Raw genomic sequence first — 19,667 nt, forward strand, 5'->3', positions numbered from 1 at the left:
GGCCAACACGAAACTGTGAATCCTAATCAAGCAACTGAAGTCCCGCGCGATGATCCTAAAACTCCCACTCCTGCGCCTGGTGTGTCTCGCAGCTACACTCTGCCTGAGCGCTCAATCCCTGGCCGCTGAACAGCGCAACTACCGCGATCACACCATGAGCGAAGACTCACTAACTGTACAGACGAGTGAGGGCGAGGTCACCCTTACCCCGGTTGGTCCGTCAGCGCTATCGGTGCACTATCGCCGCGAAGGCCTGAAGCAGTTGCCCTCATTTGCGTTGGCCACCAATTCTGCTGGCCGACCCGAGGCGATGCTGGAGCAACAAGGGGACAAGCTCGTTTACCGCACTGGCTCGCTTACTGCAGTCATCCACAAGTCTCCCTTCCGAATCGAGTACTTGCGCGGTAGCGAACAAATCCTGAGTGAAGAGAGTGGTTTCTTTGCCACCGAGACGATGCGCGGATTCCGTTTCGCACTGTCGCCAGAGGAAAAACTGCTGGGTGGCGGAGAGCGGGTTATGGGGATGGACCGTCGCGGTCAACGCCTGCCTCTATATAACCGTGCCCATTACGGATACACCACCGAATCCAACCAGATGTATTTTTCCCTGCCAGCGGTACTGTCCAGCAACAAATACATTCTGCTGTTCGACAACTCTGCCACCGGCACCCTGGATCTGGGCGCAAACGAAGAAGATATCCTGCAATTTGAAGCTGTAGCCGGGCGCACCGCTTACATCGTGGTTGCCGGTGAGACTTATCCACAGTTGCTGGAAAATTATGTATCCACCACCGGCAAACAGCCCCTGCCCCCCCGTTGGGCCCTGGGTAACTTCGCCTCCCGCTTTGGCTATCACAGCGAAGCTGAAGTCCGCGCAACCGTGGATAAGTTTGCCGAAGAAGATTTCCCCCTGGACGCCCTGGTGTTGGACCTCTACTGGTTTGGCCCGGATATAAAAGGTCATATGGGCAATCTTGCCTGGGACAAAGAAGCCTTTCCCGAACCAGAAAAGATGATGGCCGACCTTAAAAAACGCGGCATCAATACCATCCTGGTGACCGAGCCTTTTGTCCTCTCCACCTCCGAGCGCTGGCAGGAAGCCGTGGCGAATAATGCCCTGGCCAAAAACCTGGCCGGAGAGCCTAAGCGTTTTAATTTCTATTTCGGCAATACCGGCCTGATCGATGTCTTCGCTAAAGATGGCCGCGACTGGTTCTGGAATATTTACGATGGGTTATTGGAACAGGGCGTAGCCGGCTGGTGGGGCGACCTGGGTGAACCGGAAGTTCACCCCTCCGATACCGTTCACGCAATCGGTATGGCCGATGAAATCCACAACGCCTTCGGCCACGCCTGGGCGCAATTACTGCATGAACGCCAAACTGCAAAACACCCTGAGCGCCGCCCCTTTATTATGATGCGCGCCGGTTTTGCCGGCTCCCAGCGCTACGGCATGATTCCCTGGACCGGCGACGTCGCTCGGGAATGGGGTGGCTTACAGCCCCAGGTGGAATTGGCTCTGAGTATGGGCTTGCTGGGCTTTGGCTACACCCATTCAGACCTGGGTGGCTTTGCCGGCGGTGAGAAATTTGACCGCGAACTCTATATCCGCTGGTTACAGTACGGCGTATTCCAGCCGGTTTACCGCCCGCACGCCCAGGAGCATATTGCTTCCGAACCGGTTTTCCACGATCGCCGCACCCGCGATATCCTGCGCGAATATGTAAAACTGCGCTATCGCCTGCTGCCCTACAACTACACCCTCGCCTTCGAAAACAGCCAGACCGGCATGCCACTGATGCGCCCGCTGTTTTTCGAAAACGAAAGTGACCTATCTTTCCTGGACTACAAGGATGCCTACCTGTGGGGCCAGGACTTCCTCGTTGCCCCGGTCGTGGAAGAAGATGTGGATGAGGTCGCGGTAAAACTGCCCGGCGGCACCTGGTTCGATTACTGGACTGATGAACAATATTCTGGCGATCAGGCCCTGGTAGAGGTGAACCTGAAAACGATTCCTGTACTGGTGCGGGCCGGCGCCATTATTCCCACCATTGACGATATTCACAGCAGCCGCGATTACTCCAGTAAAAACCTGATCCTGGACTACTACGCGCACCCATCAGCAGCAAAGTCCGAGCGCTATGTTTATGAAGATGATGGCGCTACCGCGCAGGCTTTTGAAAAAGGCAAATACGAGAAGCTGCATTTCTCAGCGGAAAACAAACAGCAGGGTTTAACCTTCGCCTTTAAGCGTGAAGGAGACGGTTATACCGGTATGCCGGAATCCCGCAAGGTCAATTTAAAGATCCACAACTGGCAACAAGTGCCTGCGCAGCTCGATGTTACCGGCGAATCCCTGCCTATTTTCGACAGTGAAAAAGACTTTGCTCAGGCACCCCGTGGGGCCTGGTACAACAAGCGCAAGCAGCAACTGCTGGTTAAATTTGACTGGCACAAAGAACCGCTGGATTTAGTGCTCAAAAATCAATAATTCAGCAAACCGCTGTTCACTGACAAAAAAATTTAAAGTCATCAGGAAACAATGAAGAAGTTACATTCCCTGTTTATTGCCAAACTCCTTTCGGCTTCCCTACTGGGCGCTGCTCTATTCGGCACCGCCGGCTGCAGCCAGGAGAGCAGCCCGGAAGAAATACAGCCCGCTGAAAAAGTTGCGGAGAAAAAAGCCGTTATCTACCAAGTGCTACCGCGCTTATTTGGCAACACTAACAGTACCAACAAACCCTGGGGCACACTCGAAGAGAATGGTGTGGGTAAGTTCGCTGACTTTACCCCAAAAGCACTGAATGAAATCCACGCGCTGGGCGCCACCCATATCTGGTACACCGGCGCCCTGCACCACGCACTCGTTGGCGACTATACGGAATACGGTATCAGTAACGATGATCCAGATGTGGTCAAAGGCCGCGCCGGCTCTCCCTATGCCATCAAGGATTACTACAGCGTAAACCCAGACCTGGCCAATAACCCAGCAGAGCGATTACAGGAATTCCGCGCACTGGTGGAACGCAGCCACGCGGCCGGCCTGAAAGTAATTATCGATATAGTGCCTAACCATGTAGCCCGCGCCTATCATTCTCTCGATAAACCCCAAGGCGTGCAGGATTTTGGAGCTGGCGACAACACCCAGGTCACCTACGCCCGCAACAACAATTTCTACTATGTGGTGGGCGAAGACTTCCGCGTGCCCGTTGCAGAAGACAGTTATCAGCCACTCAATGGCGAAGCCAATGATCTTGTCGATGGGCAGTTTGTAGAGAGTCCAGCTAAATGGACCGGTAATGGCGCGCGCAGTGCACAACCTGCCATGCACGACTGGTATGAAACCGTCAAAATTAATTTTGGCGTTCGCCCCGATAACAGCAAGAACTTTTCTGAGCTACCCCAGGAGTATGCCGAGCGCGACTACCGGGCCCACGCCCAGTTTTGGGCAGACAAGAAAGTCCCGGATACCTGGAAAAAATTCCGCGATATCGCCCACTACTGGCTGGACTTTGGCGTGGACGGATTCCGCTATGATATGGCCGGTATGGTGCCGGTAGAATTCTGGAGCTACCTGAATTCCTCCATCAAAATGCGCAACCCCAACACACTGCTACTTGCCGAAATCTATACTCCAGAGCGCTATCGGGATTATCTGCATCTGGGCAAAATGGATTATCTCTACGATAAAGTCGGTACTTACGACGCTATTCGTGCGGTCATGGAGAACAAGGGCAGCGCAGATAAAATCGCAGAGGTACAGGCAAGCCTGGTAGATATTTCCTCTCATATGTTGCGCTTTATGGAGAACCACGACGAGCAGCGTATTGCCAGCGCACAATTTTCTGGCAACCCAGAGGCAGGCAAACCTGCAATGCTGGTGTCTGCCACGCTCTCTCCAGCCCCTACCTTGGTTTACTTTGGCCAGGAGTTAGGAGAACCCGCCAACAAAGAAACCGGCTTCGGCAAAGCCAGCCGCACCACCATTTTCGACTACTGGTCAGTACCCAGTGTGCGCCGCTGGAACAATGAGGGCGCTTTTGACACTGCACTGCTGACAAAAGAAGAAAAAGAGCTGCGCAGCTTCTACCAGCGCCTGCTTAATTTCTCCAAACAGAGCCCGGCCTTACTTGGCGATTACCTGGACTTGCACAGCTACAACCGCAAGCAAAACTCTGGCTATGGTGAAAAACAATTTTCCTTTGCCCGCTGGAGCGAACATGAAAAATTGTTGGTAATCGCCAACTTCGATAACAGGGCAGTGGAGTTTAATTTTCAGTTGCCTACAGCACTTCTAGAGGCCTGGAAACTACAACCGGGCAGCTACCTGGCTGAAAGCCAGATATCCAATAAGGTGGCAAACCTTATCTTGGAAAAAGACCAAGCCTCCACAAAGATCCAGTTGGCACCCTACGAAAGCCATATCTTTGCAATATCCGCTGTTCCCCAGAAATAGCCACTCAGCCCTGGAGGGGACTACTCCCCTCCAAGAACGCTTAAGCACAGCAATTTATACCCACCTTATCCCCTTTCTCACAACATATTCCCGACAATCCCTAACCATACTCATCAGGTAACTCGCTTGACATAAACACTACTCCATGTATATTGCTCACAATTATATTGCACACAATTTAAATAAAAGCCGAAATTGATATGCAAGGGGACATTATGAACCGACAACATAGCCGCTATTTTTCACCACTAAACCTAATTTTGGCTGCACTTTTAGCATCAGTAGCACTTCCTACAATGGCTGAAACTAACAAGGCTGAACAGAGCGAAGCACCTATCCAGGTAACAGACGAGACTTTTAACTGCATCCGAGATATGACCAAGGTGCGGGGGTTTTATGTGGATAATTTACTGGGAGATCTGGATGGGACTCTAGAGGTCGCAAACTCCAGCACTGGAGGTGTTTATCCTCCTGGATCAGTGGTCCAGTTAGTACCCGGGGAAGTGATGATCAAACACCAAAAAGGCTTTAACCCCGCCACTAAAGATTGGGAGTTTTTTGAACTGGATGTTTCTGAGGAGGGCAGCAAAATCCGTAAGCGAGGTTTTGTTGATGTAGTTAACCGTTTTGGAGGTAACTGCTTTGCCTGTCATGTCCAGGCCAAACCGCAGTGGGATTTAATTTGCGAGACCGGACACGGCTGTGAACCCATACCATTAACAAAAGAAATACTGGCCTTGCTGCAAAAAACCGATCCTCGTTGTGAATCGAACCCAAAGTTAAATCAAGAAGAGATTGCAAAATTGCAGGCGCTACAACAAGCTCTGCTGGCTAAAGAAAAAGAAAATAAATAACTAAAGAAGCCTGCAGACCAACTTCCTGGCCTGCAGGCTCTTATCAATTACAGTGCAACCACACTATAAATCATGGTTTGATCATTCACCTGCACCTTGTAGCTTCCGCTTACAGAAGTGTAGATATCAGACCCACCCTGCTCCAAGTCACCATCGGAGTCGCTATCACCGTAGTTTTCAGTCCAGTCAGCATTAACATCGAACTTGAAACGCTGCTGCGATTGACCATCAAAATTTACCTGGATTTCCCAGGTATTGTCGGCTACTAATTCCATAGCGTCAGCACCCCAACTATTTGGTGTGCCACGGAAATAAAGTGAGGAAAAGTTGGATGCGTAACTACCACAGTCTGCACAGGTTAGGCTGTAGCTCAGGTTTTCATCATTAACCTCAACAATATAAGTCCCTGATACATCGGTGTAGATATCATCCCCACCCTGCTCCAGAGAGCCGTCCGCATTGTTATCCCCGTAGTTTTCAGCCCAGTCACTGCTGACATCAAACTTAAAGCGCTGGTTACTGCTGCCATCAAACACCACAGTGGCACGCCAGGTATTATCTGCAACCAGGGTCATCGCCTGAGTGCCCCAGCTATTGGGCGTACCGCGGAAATTTAATGCCGTAAAGTTTTGAGCATAACCAGCATTGGGATCAGTCACGGTAATGGTTGCCGTAGCACTATCGGTTAAGCCATCGTTGTCAGTAACAGTGACTGTCTCGGTATAAGTGCCCGCACTGGCGAAGCTCAAAGTCGTCGAGGAAGAACTACCGCCACTGCTCCAGCTATAGGAAATCACACTACCGTCGCTATCAGTAGAGCTGCTGGCATCCAGGGTGACACTCTGATTGACCTCTACTGTGCTGGATACTGGAGTCACACTTGCAGTGGGTACCTGCTGGGAAGAGACCTCGGTGATCGAATAGGCCAGAGTCTCATCATTTACTTCAATCAAGTAGTTACCGGTTACAGAGGTATAAATATCTTCTCCGGTTTGATCCAGCGTGCCATCAGCACCATCGTCACCGTAGTTTTCGGCCCAGTCACCGTAGACATCCAACTTAAAGCGTTGGTCTGCCTGGCCATCAAAATTGACCACCAATTGCCAGGTATTATCTGCTACCAATTCAAAAGCCGTTGCTTCCCAATTATTTGCTGTGCCACGGAAATAAAGGCTAGGGAAACCTGCACCAGAACATTCATCACCACAGGCACCAGATAGCTGCCCACCGTGAATGGCAGCAGCGGAATAAGCTGCAACATTGAAAGTGGCATAGCCATTGCTGCCTACGGAAATAACATCGCCACTGCACTCATCATCTCCCGCCAGGACATTGCAGTAGTCCCCTTCAGGAAGGCCTGTATACAGTGTCTGGCTGAAAGAATTACCCTCGTTATTGATAACGACATAGCCTTTATCACCGCGTCCAAAGGCAATCTGGTTATCTCCGTTATCCCACCAATTTTCCATACTGGTGCCATCGGTGTAGTTACGGAAACCCACCATATTGGCAATATTGCCCCATCGGTGCTGACATACCCATTCATTGTTTTCACAGCTTTCCGGTCCAGTGCTGGGGGGACCTATATCCGTATCGGTAAAGTCATAACCCGACATTACCTTCGGGTAGCCATAGGGGTGTGCCAGCATAAAAACGTTGGCCAGGTTGTACTTGTAGCCATCGTGATAGGTCAGGTTACCGCCGCCACCGTGGCCACGTTCACGATCGTGGTTGTCAATAAAGTGAACTGCATCGCTGGAAGATAAAAGTCCCCAACTCTCGCCAATACTGGCGAGGTTTTTAATTTGTCCGTTAAAATTACTCGCTACATCAGTGCCGTACTTGAATTCAGTCACACGGCCCAGGAATGTATAATTTGATGGCTGGATTTCAGAGGCTTCGCCAGCTGCGCCGATAACTTCAGAAAAGATCCAGGGATTACCAGCTTTACTCATGATGCTGTACATATCGCTGGGAGACATATGCTTAACCGCATCTACACGGAAACCATCAACGCCCATACCCTGTAATTTATTTAGGTAATCGGCCAGGGTCTGCTGAACATAACTGGAACCAGTATCCAAATCTGGAAGTCCACTCAAGCGGCAATTCCAGACATTATTCGCATCGCTATAGTTATCAATAGTGCAATCGGAGTGATAATCCCAAGAGGAAAACTCACCGGGGTGATTCAACAGTGTCCACTCAGTACCGCCCCAACCCGTGCCTCCACCATTCCAGGCCGCCGTATGGTTGATGACTACATCTGCGTAGACTTTTACACCCACCGCATTACAGCGGCTGATCATGCTCTGTAACTCAGCCTCGGTACCGCTGCGGCTGGTCAGGTTAGTGTAGGAAACCGGCTGGTAGCGCGCCCACCAGGTGGAGTGGCTGATATGTTCATGGGGCGGGGAGATCTGTACCGCGTCAAAACCTTTCGGCCCTAGGAACTCCTCACATTCACTGGCGATATCATTCCAGCTCCATTCGAACAGGTGTACAAAGGCCGTGCCTGCGCTGGCATGGGTACTGGACATGGCTCCGAGTACGATACTCGCGCCTCCCAGAAGCCCTTTTAGTGGAAATTGTTTTTTCATTTTAGCTTTCCTTTTTCTCTCATCTTTAGTCGTTATCTTTTTTGTATAAGGAGAACCCCAGGAGCAGTTGCCCACCAATGATTAATGGCTCTCCATTTCTACATAAATAGGGTCAACCTATAAGCACGCCTTTTCCCAGGCACTTGCAAATACTTGGATTGCATTCGCCCCACAGTAGGAGCTAGAAATATTCTCCTCAGGCGACACAACCAATAGGCATTCGCTCAAGAAAAGAATTTGTGGGAAGCACCGAAAGCGGCGAAGAAAAGTTCAGGCTTATCATCACAGGTGACCATTTATTATTTTTTGCAATTCAAGCCAGATATTTGGAAACCCCAACTATGCAGTATCTAAACTGCTGGATTTCAATACCCGGCCAATTGATCACTCATCCTGAGATATCCACAGACCACCAAAGGCATCAATAAGCCGGTAGTGTGTGAATAGATACCGAACAGCAGCGGTAATATGCACCTCCTGTGCTACTGCAAACCCGAAATTACAACTATTCGGGCATTTGGAAGGCTAATAATCAGTGCTTGAGAGCACATCCTCCCTATAGGGGGCGTAGTAGATATTTGTGCTACAGGTCTAAATAGCGAAGATAATTTGGCTTTTAAGACCAAAATTTAAACAGACGGGAAAACAGAATCACTCACAACTCTAGCTTTAAATGCTTGAAGTAATGACGGTATGTGAGCACTTCTTAGCGATGACTCTAGATAGATAGAAATTAATACCCCAGATATTTCTTAGTTATTCCATGAGCATAATCGCAGTGTTCATCAAACTCACTTACAGGCCAATCTCGAAACTCCAGTAGATCCTGACCTATTTCTGATATCTCATCAGATAGCTCAAGTTGAGCCAACCAGTTTGCAAGAATTGCACCCACACCCTAATTGGCACCAATCAGGATTCCGCTAATAGAGCCTGTAGAATCTAAATCGCCATCGTGATTAACAGCCATCAGCAACGCTTCTTTGAAGCTTGGAGCTTTAAGGGCACAGTAAACTGAAATAACAAGAGCCTCTTCAGCCACCCAACCTTCCCCCACCTGTTCAATCGCCCGACCTCAAGGTCTATCTCCACGAGCAAGCTCTTCAGCCAACTCTATAGCTATAGCGTCTCCATATGACTTGGATGTTTACACAGCTCCGTTATAGCTGTAGTAATGCCTTATTTACCGTAGTCTAGAGTAATATTGCATCCAGGATATCGAGAAAATCGACATAATCCTGCATTATGTGCGCTGGGCTTACAAGAAATTACTCGACTGTTCGAAAAGTGTAAATGGAGGCAGTAATTGAAATTTAGCAAGCGGCAAGTAACTTTTCTTTCACTTGCCTTATTATCTGGATTTGTTGCATGGTACGCACTCGGTGCTGCATCTTCTTGTGCTCATTTTGATATTAAAGATTTTTGCAAAGGCGTATTTACTGTTGCACAAGATGAAATGGTGCTAAGCGAAAAGTTAAACTGCTTCCGGCTAGCCGAGTTATCTAGTTCGCTATGCGACTACACTTTCAAACTGGGTATAGGTGCGCTAGCCCTGGGTATATCGACGTTAATAATTAGCATTAGAGAATTAATCTACTCAAATGTCGTAGACAACTGGAATATCGAAAATTCATAATAAATTAATGAAAGTCACTCCGACAGGGCTGGAGCTTCACTTCGCAGTTTCTCTGTAACGCTTAAACCTTTTATAGCGCGTTATGAGCCAAGTAGAATGAATAAAGAAATTGCTAATTGATAAATAGCATATAACTAGCCAATGAACTACACCTCTGCGACATTTCAGGGCTTACATTTTGTTTAACTACGTTTTAGGTACCCCGTACGGCTACCTTAATGGTCGGGAACTGGATTTGTGTCAGTTCAATCAGTAGCTAAAAATATATAACAAACGACGGTACAAACACATGTTTTGCGTTTTGATCTCTCTACCAGTCGCTAGCAAGAGGGAAGGGCGTTAAACATAGAACCTTTCTAAAAACACTTCAATTTGTCACTTAAACACCCAAATCACTAAGTTTATCTACCTACCTCCTACAGTAGATGTGGCAATCTGCCATACAAAACCTGCTATGCATCTAAGCTATTGCGGTAGACAATTTTGATTAGTTCCTCAGACTGCAGGCTCAAGTTTTGGCATAGTGTATCTGAAGGAAACTGCCTTACAACTTGGCACCATAGCTTCATTCAAGTGTGATCTCACCTTATCAGTAGAGAAAGTAATGTATTTTCCTTGTAAACTTACCGGGCAGTGAACATGTAGTTCATTCCATCTGCACTAACTATAAAACCGCTCAGCCGGTAACTGAAATAGACAGCTAGGCTCGATCTTTACTGTGAAGCTTCAGCTTTTATATTCAAATTAAGGGGAAAAGGATGAAATTTTTCAAAGGGATAAAGGTGTTTTGCCTTGCAGTGACACTTTCAGCTTTATACGGATGTGGTGTCGCACACGTAAAAACAGACGTTCAAGCGCAAAGTTTTGAAGACTATAAAAATATATTAATACAAGATGTAAGGGTGTACTCAAATGAAAGTGCAGCCAAAAACAATAGTGCCCTACAGGAAAAAATGAAAAGTTGGGAGCTCCATACCCGCAGTGAACTCGAGGAATTTGCCAGAGAGAGCGATTATCAACTCGTCAATTCCTTAGATGAAGCTGAAGGCAAGACTTTGCTCGTTGATCTTGATGTGAAGGTTCAATACGGAAATCGCGCATTGCGCTGGGCTGTTGGCTTTGGCGCAGGAAAGGGAGGCGTTGACTCTGTCCTGACTGTTAAGGACTCCGAAACCGGTGATGTTAAATACAAGGCTCACGCCGATAGTGATCTGTCCGTGGGCGGTGCAGGTGGAGATATTGGCGCTGTACTTAAGAAAAATATCAAAGCGCTCATTGACCAGTATCGGGAAGTCTAAACCTTACGAATTGAGCACTAGGGACGCGCGTATAGTGCGCGCTCCCTCTTCACCGAGTAAGTTTCTTTGGGAAAGACTAAAAGAACCGATCACGGCTTAACTCAAAGAGCCTGTAGCCGATAGTTACTTATGGTGTTGTAGTTAGCCCCCCACTCTCTAGGTAATTCCAATCCCAACATACTCCAACCAGCTCTCAATAACGCTACCAGGCAAGAATACATTTCGAATTCTGGTCACCCGCATTTTGGTTGTAGTAGGGCTTGCACGCGCTACCTATAAACTTGATCTACCTCAATACCCCCACCCCCAACTTCGCCATTATGCGCAACAAAATTATTCGATGAGATAGGCGCCAAATTCGACAAATGGGACAGTCAGGTACTCGGGCTGACCACCCCATCATGATAGATTAGACCTCTTGGTCAACTGCAGGTCGCACTGGCCAGTAACACGCTTAGTTGAGGAGAAAAAATGGAGCAGCAAAGCACCGTATTCGTTGTAGTGGACCCTAACGATGAGAAGCATGTAGCTCTGGAGCGAGCCCTGATCACTTCACGTGGACGCAATCCTCAGCCGCGACTGGCTGTATTCGTCGCAGTTGATGGTGAAGCGGTGGATACCCGTGCAGTTAACGACCACCTATTTCGCGATGAGTCGTGGTTCCGTGAACAAATTCGTGAACCCATCTCAGAAGCTGGTCTTTCCTGTGAGATCACTGTTTGCTGGTCCAGTGATTGGCAGGCGGCCATCGTGCAGGAATCAAAGCGTTGCAACGCAGAAATGATCTACCTACCAGTACACGCGAAGAGCAGCCGTCGCTTTACCTTCGCCGAATCCAAATGGCGAGTCCTGAAAACAGCGCGCTGCCCAGTAGTATTGATTCGCCCCGGCGCCAAGGACGAGCGCAAAGTTGTATTGGCTACCGTTAACTACCAGGCAAAAACCCTCGAGCAGCGCGAGCTCAATCGCCAGATCAGCGAACGCGCGACCTATATCGCAGGTCATTACGGAGCAGAGCTACACCTCGTAAACGCCTTCCTGGATTCCATGCTCTACCCAGATCGCGGTGCTTTGGCCAAGCTTGCCGATAAAACTGGTGTCCCCACCCATCGCATTCACGTAAAACGCGGCTATACCAGCGATGTTGTTGAGGAAGTGGCTCGTGAGATCGATGCAGACCTGGTCGTGATGGGAACCATGAATCAGTACGGCGAGACCGGTTCATTCCTGCGTGGCAATACTGCCGAGCGTGTAATTGGCCAGTTAGACGTTGATGTGATGGTATGTAACCAGTTCACTACAACAACGATGGATAACGATTAAGTCATCCCATTTTCAAGGATGCTGAAAGCCCCAGCAGTGCTATCTGCAGGGGCTTTCTTTTTTGGATTTACTGCGATTTAGCCGATAGCAGTAGCAGAGTTCCCTCTGTATCGAAATTCACCCTGCCATCCTCAACTTTGGCTCGCTTGCCCGAATAGTAATCGGTCAGTTCGATACCATCGGCAAACACACCTTTAACTGATACGCTCTTCTCACCCGCGGACAGTTCCATCGCCACAACTACCGGCTGCTCACCAGATAAGGTACGGGAGAATGTATAAGGCTTATCCTCCAGCTTCTGGTGTACACCAGCGCCAACTGCCGGGTGCGATCGACGAAACTGCCCAAGCTTCTGCCAATGAGCCAGCAATGCACGGGTTTCCGGCTTTTCCAAGTCATCCCAGTTCATATTGGTGCGCATAGAGGCGTCGCCAAATGCACGATCATCAATCATGGGGCGCGCCAGTTCATCACCGTAATATATCTGCACTGCACCGGGCGCCAACATCAGTTTACTTGCGGCACTCAGTGTGTGCTGGCGCTCGCGGTCAAATGAGTGATGGTCATCGTGGGAGCCTAGATAATTTAGGACACCGAACCCTTTTAGTTCACCACTGTTCAAGGAGGAGGAATAGCTGGAGAAAATATCCTCCGCTGGCTTACCCGCAACCTGGGCAAAATCGAAGTTAATCAGACTGTCAAAACCGTACTGATAAAAGTCCACTTTCCGATCGCTATAATCGTAAGAGCGACCAACACTGGGACCAAAGTTGTTAACGCCGAAATGGTAAACCTCACCCACCATAAAGAAATTGCGATCGTCCAATTTCTTCTTCGGGTTCTCAGTCTTCCACTCCGCCAGGGCTATATCCGCTTCGTTTTTCAGTATTGCCCAGGCTTGTGGCTCTACGTGTTTGACGGTGTCCACACGAAAACCATCGACACCGTATTCACGCACCCAGTCGGTTAACCACTTGATCAGGTAATATTTGGGGGCGCGGGGATAGCCAGTGCGCTCGAAAAAGGCATCCAGTTCACGCTGCTCTTGCTGCAGGCGGCCTTCTTTTTTCCACTTTGCCACCAGTTGCGGCGGCAACTCGACATCTTTCTCGCTCTCCGTGAGGATATCCGTCAGGTTCGCGTGAATTGCACACTCAACATTGCCGGCATAGTCAGACCAGTCGCATTGCTGGCTATTGCGCAGCCAACTCGAGGGCCATCTGGAATCCTGTTCAGTGACTGGCCCGGTGTGATTGAGAATTACATCCAGCAATACGCGAATCCCCTGGCTGTGAGCTACCTCAATCAATTCTGCCAGTTCTGCTTCGGTGCCAAAGTTGGCATCTACGGCAGTCCAGTCCTTAGGCCAGTAGCCATGGAAAGCGTAGGTGCGTTTATCGGACTCATTGTAGCCATGGATGTTCTCAATCACCGGGGCCATCCAGATAGCATCGACTCCGAGATCATTAAAATACCCCGCTTCAATTTTCTCGATAACGCCGCGCAGATCCCCTCCCTCAAAGCCACGCAGGTATGCCGCATCGTCTTTGCGACCGTAGGGGAAGTCATTGCTGCGATCGCCGTTATTAAAACGGTCCGGCAACATAAAATAGACTGTCGCATTGCGCCAAAAAGGATCTACCGGCTCTGCAGCCACGGCAGCTTGTACACCACCCAGCATCAGGCCAATCAATAAGCTGGTGAATTTTCCCATTGTTCTCTCTTTTATTCGCCGCTCAGAATTATTCAGAAGCTCCCCAGGCCACTCTAATAGGCCCAGTAAATCAAACATCCTCCCGCGCGGGGGCGTAGGTGCTGCGCAGGGTATAAGACCGGCAATAAGGTTGTGCAATTACCCCATAGTAAAACTATTTTGCGAGCGGCGCTTTTGCAGAGTAATGTAAAACCAGCAGATCGCGAGAAACCGCAGCGCTTTGTCGTGGTCCAAGCGTCACATTCTGTTAGCAGTCAAAGGAGGCAGGGAATGTCGGAACAACAATCTAGGCAAGGGTGGATCATCGGCATTATTGTGGTGGTCGTTGTCGCTGCAGCAGCCTATTGGCTCTGGACCGGCGAGGAAAAGAAAAAAGAAATTCCCACTATCGGTGTTGTCGAAGAACCCCAAACTGCTCCCGAGCCAGAAGCCCTGGCACAACCTGAGAGCCAGGAACCAGCCCAGCCGCCCGAGGAGCCGGTCATTGAAGAGGAGCCCGGCAGAGAGCCGCCTCCCCCCCTGAACGAGAGTGACAAGGCCGCATATGACGAGTTAATGTCCTTGGCACCCGACGGCGCCCTGTCCCGCTGGCTGGTACCCGACGAAGTAATACGTAAATGGGTGGCCGCTGCCAATGCAGCATCCCGTGGTGAGCTGATTCACAAGCATCGCCCGCTGAAAACCATTCGCGGCCCCATCACCGTTACCGGGTCATCCGCTGAGGGCTACCAACTGTCCCCGGAGAACTATCGCCGTTACGACCAACCAGTACGATTGTTCGCACTGGCTAACACTGATGCCATCATTACTTTGTATCAGTACTGGTACCCCCGTTTAGCTCAGGCCTATGGCGAGCTGGGGATTCGCAACAAGTCATTCCACCAGGTGGTGATTGGAGCAATCGACAATGTACTGGCAGCGCCAGATGTTGAAGGCCCTATTCAATTGATACGCCCGTCGGTGTATTACAAATTTGCCGACCCAAAACTGGAAAAACTCCCTGGAATACAAAAGCTGATGATCCGCATGGGCCCCGACAATGCAGCCCGGGTTAAGGAAAAGCTGAAAGAGATAAAGGCTAAGCTCGAAGAAATGCCCGTTCAGGAGCAAACCCAATAAGCAGATCTCAGGCCACTCAGCTTACAAGCTGGGTGGCCTCCCACCTTTAAGATTCGGTTGTTTTTTAACCATTTCATCGCCTGGACACAACAAACCCTGCCTTCATCAATTTGAACCGCCGAAAAACTTATTCAAAACGCCAGCGGTCATACCCATCCGATACTCAGCCCATAGCCATTGGGGTATATTACCGGCTGTTCACTAAACGATCCCAACACCAAGCGGCAACAGGCACTGCCCTATAGGGAAAGATCCAGGGTTCAACAGGAGCGAATCAATCGTAGGGTGCCCTGCGTGCCCCTTCTGCTTACTCCCCACCCAAGATCTATTCTGTCTCCGCCGGTATAGGCTGTAGATAACAATCGAGGCTCATTTTGAAATATCGTTCCTTCGGCCAAATTCTGGCTGTGACTCTCTTATTTGCTGTGTCGCTGGCCCAGGCTACCCCTGAAATTAACATAGCCCCAACACCCACTTGGGTGGATGCCGTCGACCTCTCGAGTAGTGTCACTGCACCCGAAGGCAGTGTTAGGTATCACCTGAGTAACTCCCAGATATCCCATACGAACGAACAACACCAATACTATTTTCAGTTGGTGATGGAGCCCCTCAATCAGCAAGGGGTTAAACAGGTATCGGAACTGAACATTAGTTTTTACCCCGCATTCCAGCAGCTGGTCGTCCACGAAATTACCGTCACCCGCAATGATCAAGTGATTGATCGCCTGGAAAAACAGGACTTCAAGTTATTCCAGTCTGAGCAGGAACTGTCCAGCAAACTCTACTCTGAAATGTGGAATGCGCTTTACATTCTTGAGGATATCCGACCCGGTGACCAAATCTCCTACGCTTATACGCTCGAGGGAAGCAATCCTATTTTTGAACGCGGGGATTTTGGTACTTTCTACCTATCATGGCCAGATGCCATCGACAGGCGCTATGTAAAAATTACCAGTGACAACAAGCTCAACTACCGTTTTAACAATGAAAAAGTACCGGTGAACGTTACCCGCAATAACGGCACTTACCAGTACACGCTGGACCTGAAGCAGGTGTCTCCGATACTTCAGGAGGGGGAATACCCTCACTGGCATGACCCATTCAACTACATCCAATATTCAGGCTATAACAGCTGGGCTGAAGTGAACGACTGGGCAATGACACTCTACGATATTGACCTTTCCCTGCCAAAGGAACTCACCCGACAATTGGATCAATGGCGTGCAGAGGAAGGCCTTGAGAGAGCGGTCAGCAAGGCTATTACCTACGTTCAGGAGGATATTCGCTACTTTGGGATCGAGTTTGGAATCAACTCACACCAACCGCGAACGCCGAGAGAGACTTTGGATAAGCGCTATGGCGACTGTAAAGACAAGGCCATATTAATAACCGCCATGTTGTCTCACCTGGGGGTTAACTCTTACCCCGCTTTGGTGTCTTCAGGACGCGGGCGTGACCTTGCCAATGATATCCCCTCTCCCAGTTCGTTTGATCATGTAATCAGCGTCATTGAACTCAATGGACAAGATTATTGGGTTGACGGCACCGCTTCCGGACAGGGCTCTAATATCAAGAGTAAAGGCTTCTTTGATTATGAATTGGCACTCCCCATTCGAAAGGGAACCCGAGCATTAAAACAAGTAACCACGATTTATCCCGCCAATGGCACTCTGCAACTGGATGTCACCGAAAATTTTGAAATCAATGCCAGTGCCAATACCGCAGGACTAACTGTTGAGTCCACCTACAGCGCTCTCAAAGCGGAGCAGATGCGTCAATTTTTCCAGTCAGCGGACTCTGAATACATAAAGAGTAATTACGCAAACTTTATGGCAACTTACTACCCCGGTATTGAAATCACATCCAATATCAAGCACCAGGACAATCGGGGTGAAAATATACTTCAGGTATCGGAGCTATATGAGATCAGTGATTTTGCCGAGTTGAACTCTGCCCGGAAGATTTTCTCACTGTATGGCTCCAGTATCGCCTCTTATATTACCAGCCCCCAGAAGCGTATTCGCCAGAGCCCATTAGCGCTGGCACATCCTGTGGATATCAACCACAAAGCAGTAGCCAAAATTACTGGAGAGGTTTTGTGGAGAGAGGAATCCCAGGATCTACAGATAGAAAATCCCTGGTTCACCTTCTCCAGAACCTCCGATCATATTGGCAATAACATCTCGGTGAACTACGCCTTTAAATCCAAAGCGGACCATGTCCGCAATACGGATATTGCCGAGTATATGGAGCAACTCGATAAACTGGATGAAGCACTTCAATATCAGTTCTGGGCCAAGGGCGATAATTCGAATACTCAGGAAACCAGCAAGGCAATGAAAAACCTGGTTAAGTCACTGATCAGGAAGTAAATAATGAAAAAATTCCTTTTTGCCCCCGTTATTTACTTACTGGCCTCTTGTGCGGCCCACACTTCCATCGAACCCGGCGATAGTGAAATAAGGCTGCTAACCGAACAAATTGCTAGCGCTCCAGATACAGTTGCTTATGAGGATTTCTGGGTTGCCTATCTTGAGTCTCAGCAACCCCTGAATAATATCGCGGCCAGAGAGCGCTACCAGGCGGAGCTATCCGCGATTGAATCTGGGGATAAGTCTTGTGAAGCCGTGGACTGGAAGGCCGTAACAAACAACAACATCCTGTCACTGACGCCCCATCTCAGCGCTGCAGAATGCTATGAGTCTGTGGGACAGTTAGAAGCCGCCAACTACCATAAAAACCTGTTTGAATTTATTGCTACTGGTATCCTTTCCGGACGCAGTGGTGAGTATAGCTATAGTGCCTTTGAGGTCGGAAGCTGGGCAGATGCAGAAGACCTGCTCACCATATCCGGCTATGAAATTATTGATAGCTATTTTGAATTTGCAAATAGTCGCAATGCTATATACCGCGTATATAACGTAAAGGAAGTAGGCGGCTATCAGGTATCGAAAATCTACTTCGATAATGCCCGCTTTCTACACCGACTGCTCGCGATCCGGTATCCATTTGCCGGCACATCGGATCAGCTATATGCCGATATTATCCAGATATTAGCCTCTACAGACTATGCTGCTCGACACGCCGAAGGCATTGTGTTTCATGCGGAGGGTCAGTATCCACAGGCTGAACAAGCTTATCTGGACGCTATTGTTATGGGATCCATTTCCGCCAATATCAGTTTAGGGCGGCTGTGTCTCAGTGGCAAAACTGAAAAATTTGCAGTTAACGAGTGCGCACAATTATTTGTTGCTGCTGCGGACCTGGGCCTCGAAGAGGCGAAGATTTACCTAGCCTATATAGCCTTTATGGGCCTGGGAATTGACCCAGACAAAGAATTAGCAACTTCACTACTTTCCAGTGCCGAACAACACCTGAGGAAGGGCCAGGCGGAGTACGAACTCTACTCCCTTTTTGCGTCAGAAGAATTTAACTCAGCTAACGAATCCGGTGCTGCACAATTCTTGCAAGCCAGCGCTAATAAAGGTTACCCCGTAGCCCACTTTACCCAGGCTATTGGTTACCTTGAGCAGAATAATTACTATCAATTTGAAAAGCTTATTCAAAAAGCTTCCGATAGTGGCTTTTCACCAGCCCAGTTTTTTTACGCCAGCTACCTGCTGGAGGAGAAAAAAGAAATCAGTGGGGGCATGGCACTTCTCAATGAGGCCGCAATTGCAGGAAACCCCGCCGCACTCTTTGAGAGAGGGCGTATCACACAACTAGGCGCCCATGGCCAACCGGTTAATATCAATCAATCTATCAGGGACTATCAAGCTGCGGCATATCGCAATCATCTTCCTGCACAATTAAAAATGGGGATCCTGCATTCCAAGAATATTATTGCAGATGCCAACGCCGATATTGCCTATGCCTGGTATTTATTGTGTGGACGGGCCGGCCACCTGGAGTGTATTACCAATATGGGTTACTCCGCCGAAAATGGTTATGGAGTGGAACAAAACCCGACTCATGCAGCACAACTTTATAGGCTCGCAGCTGCAGAAGGCTCAGCCAACTCCAGTGCCAGGTTGGCCGGACTCTACGAGGCAGGTAACGGAGTAGAAAAGGACCTGGAACAGGCAATCTATTATTACACTCAAGCAGCAGAGAGGGGATTAGCAAGTGCTATGAATAAGCTGGGGCTCATATACTTGGACTCCGGTAGTGATTCTTTCCATAACTATCCCGAGGCTCTTCATTGGTTCGAGCAGGCAGCGAATCAAAATTCAAAGTATGGATACTTTAACCAAGCCCGTATGTATGAACAGGGGCTTGGTGTAGAAGCTAATCTAGATCGAGCAATGTCACTCTACGAGGAAGCCTCAAAGAGAGGGCATGGTATAGCTTCACTAAAAATTGCTGAGGCCTATAGTCAAGACGAAAATCCAGGCAAAAACCTTGATCAGGTACGTTACTATTTGAAATTGGCTACTGAACAAAGTGACGACCAGCAGTTGAAACAAATCCTGGAAAACTGCGCAAACACAAAAGATTGCAATGTCTCACACTTAAAACAGTTTCTGAGTGGACTCTCTGCAGAATAAGATTATTTATGCGGTCGACTATTCACAGCGAATAGTTGACCGCGTTCAACCTTCTTTTGCCAACAAGTTCCTAAACCACTCTTTTCCTCACTTAAAAATCCCCAACTATTTTTCAGCCTG

Annotated in this window: 12 protein-coding genes; 9 read left to right on the forward strand and 3 right to left on the reverse strand. The window is 49.0% G+C overall.

The window, feature by feature from the left end:
- The first annotated feature begins 49 nt into the window (after positions 1–49).
- From ACJJIM_RS17755 to ACJJIM_RS17765, 3 genes are all read left to right on the forward strand, one after another.
- Positions 50–2,491, forward strand: coding sequence for a TIM-barrel domain-containing protein (locus ACJJIM_RS17755; RefSeq protein ID WP_444911619.1), 2,442 nt, complete (start codon positions 50–52; stop codon positions 2,489–2,491).
- Positions 2,492–2,542: 51 nt separating this feature from the next.
- On the forward strand, positions 2,543–4,456 hold the full coding sequence (locus tag ACJJIM_RS17760; protein ID WP_444911620.1) for an alpha-amylase family glycosyl hydrolase: 1,914 nt from the start codon (positions 2,543–2,545) through the stop codon (positions 4,454–4,456).
- A 215-nt stretch (positions 4,457–4,671) separates the two neighbouring features.
- Complete coding sequence (locus ACJJIM_RS17765; RefSeq protein ID WP_444911621.1) at positions 4,672–5,310, forward strand: hypothetical protein; 639 nt, start codon at positions 4,672–4,674, stop codon at positions 5,308–5,310.
- A gap of 47 nt (positions 5,311–5,357) precedes the next feature.
- Here ACJJIM_RS17765 and ACJJIM_RS17770 read toward each other — a convergent pair whose 3' ends face one another.
- A complete protein-coding gene (locus tag ACJJIM_RS17770) occupies positions 5,358–7,910 on the reverse strand; it encodes an alpha amylase C-terminal domain-containing protein (RefSeq protein ID WP_444911622.1) in 2,553 nt (850 codons plus the stop codon).
- A gap of 898 nt (positions 7,911–8,808) precedes the next feature.
- Positions 8,809–8,967, reverse strand: coding sequence for an ADP-ribosylglycohydrolase family protein (locus ACJJIM_RS17775; protein WP_444907129.1), 159 nt, complete (start codon positions 8,965–8,967; stop codon positions 8,809–8,811).
- 249 nt (positions 8,968–9,216) lie between these two features.
- Between ACJJIM_RS17775 and ACJJIM_RS17780 the strand changes: the two genes are divergently transcribed.
- The 3 genes from ACJJIM_RS17780 (at position 9,217) to ACJJIM_RS17790 (ending at position 12,167) form a co-directional block, all read left to right on the forward strand.
- Positions 9,217–9,546 (forward strand): hypothetical protein, encoded by a 330-nt coding sequence (locus ACJJIM_RS17780; protein WP_444911623.1) that lies wholly within the window; start codon positions 9,217–9,219, stop codon positions 9,544–9,546.
- Between the two features lie 758 nt (positions 9,547–10,304).
- Positions 10,305–10,844: a hypothetical protein gene (locus ACJJIM_RS17785; RefSeq protein WP_282931061.1), complete on the forward strand. Its 540-nt coding sequence runs from the start codon at positions 10,305–10,307 to the stop codon at positions 10,842–10,844.
- A 471-nt stretch (positions 10,845–11,315) separates the two neighbouring features.
- Positions 11,316–12,167, forward strand: coding sequence for a universal stress protein (locus ACJJIM_RS17790; protein WP_444907127.1), 852 nt, complete (start codon positions 11,316–11,318; stop codon positions 12,165–12,167).
- Positions 12,168–12,234: 67 nt separating this feature from the next.
- Here ACJJIM_RS17790 and ACJJIM_RS17795 read toward each other — a convergent pair whose 3' ends face one another.
- Entirely contained in the window at positions 12,235–13,881 is a 1,647-nt protein-coding gene (locus ACJJIM_RS17795) for an alpha-amylase family glycosyl hydrolase (protein ID WP_444911624.1), read from the reverse strand.
- A gap of 270 nt (positions 13,882–14,151) precedes the next feature.
- On the opposite strand from ACJJIM_RS17795, the gene ACJJIM_RS17800 reads away from it, so the two are divergent.
- The 3 genes from ACJJIM_RS17800 to ACJJIM_RS17810 all read left to right on the forward strand — a co-directional run bounded on the left by ACJJIM_RS17800 (position 14,152) and on the right by ACJJIM_RS17810 (position 19,547).
- A complete protein-coding gene (locus ACJJIM_RS17800) occupies positions 14,152–15,000 on the forward strand; it encodes a DUF3014 domain-containing protein (protein WP_413663508.1) in 849 nt (282 codons plus the stop codon).
- A 374-nt stretch (positions 15,001–15,374) separates the two neighbouring features.
- Positions 15,375–17,372: a DUF3857 domain-containing transglutaminase family protein gene (locus ACJJIM_RS17805; RefSeq protein WP_413663509.1), complete on the forward strand. Its 1,998-nt coding sequence runs from the start codon at positions 15,375–15,377 to the stop codon at positions 17,370–17,372.
- A gap of 3 nt (positions 17,373–17,375) precedes the next feature.
- Complete coding sequence (locus tag ACJJIM_RS17810) at positions 17,376–19,547, forward strand: tetratricopeptide repeat protein (RefSeq protein ID WP_444911625.1); 2,172 nt, start codon at positions 17,376–17,378, stop codon at positions 19,545–19,547.
- The last annotated feature ends 120 nt before the right edge of the window (positions 19,548–19,667 follow it).

The sequence above is a fragment of the Microbulbifer maximicatervae (SeqCode) genome, from assembly GCF_052467615.1.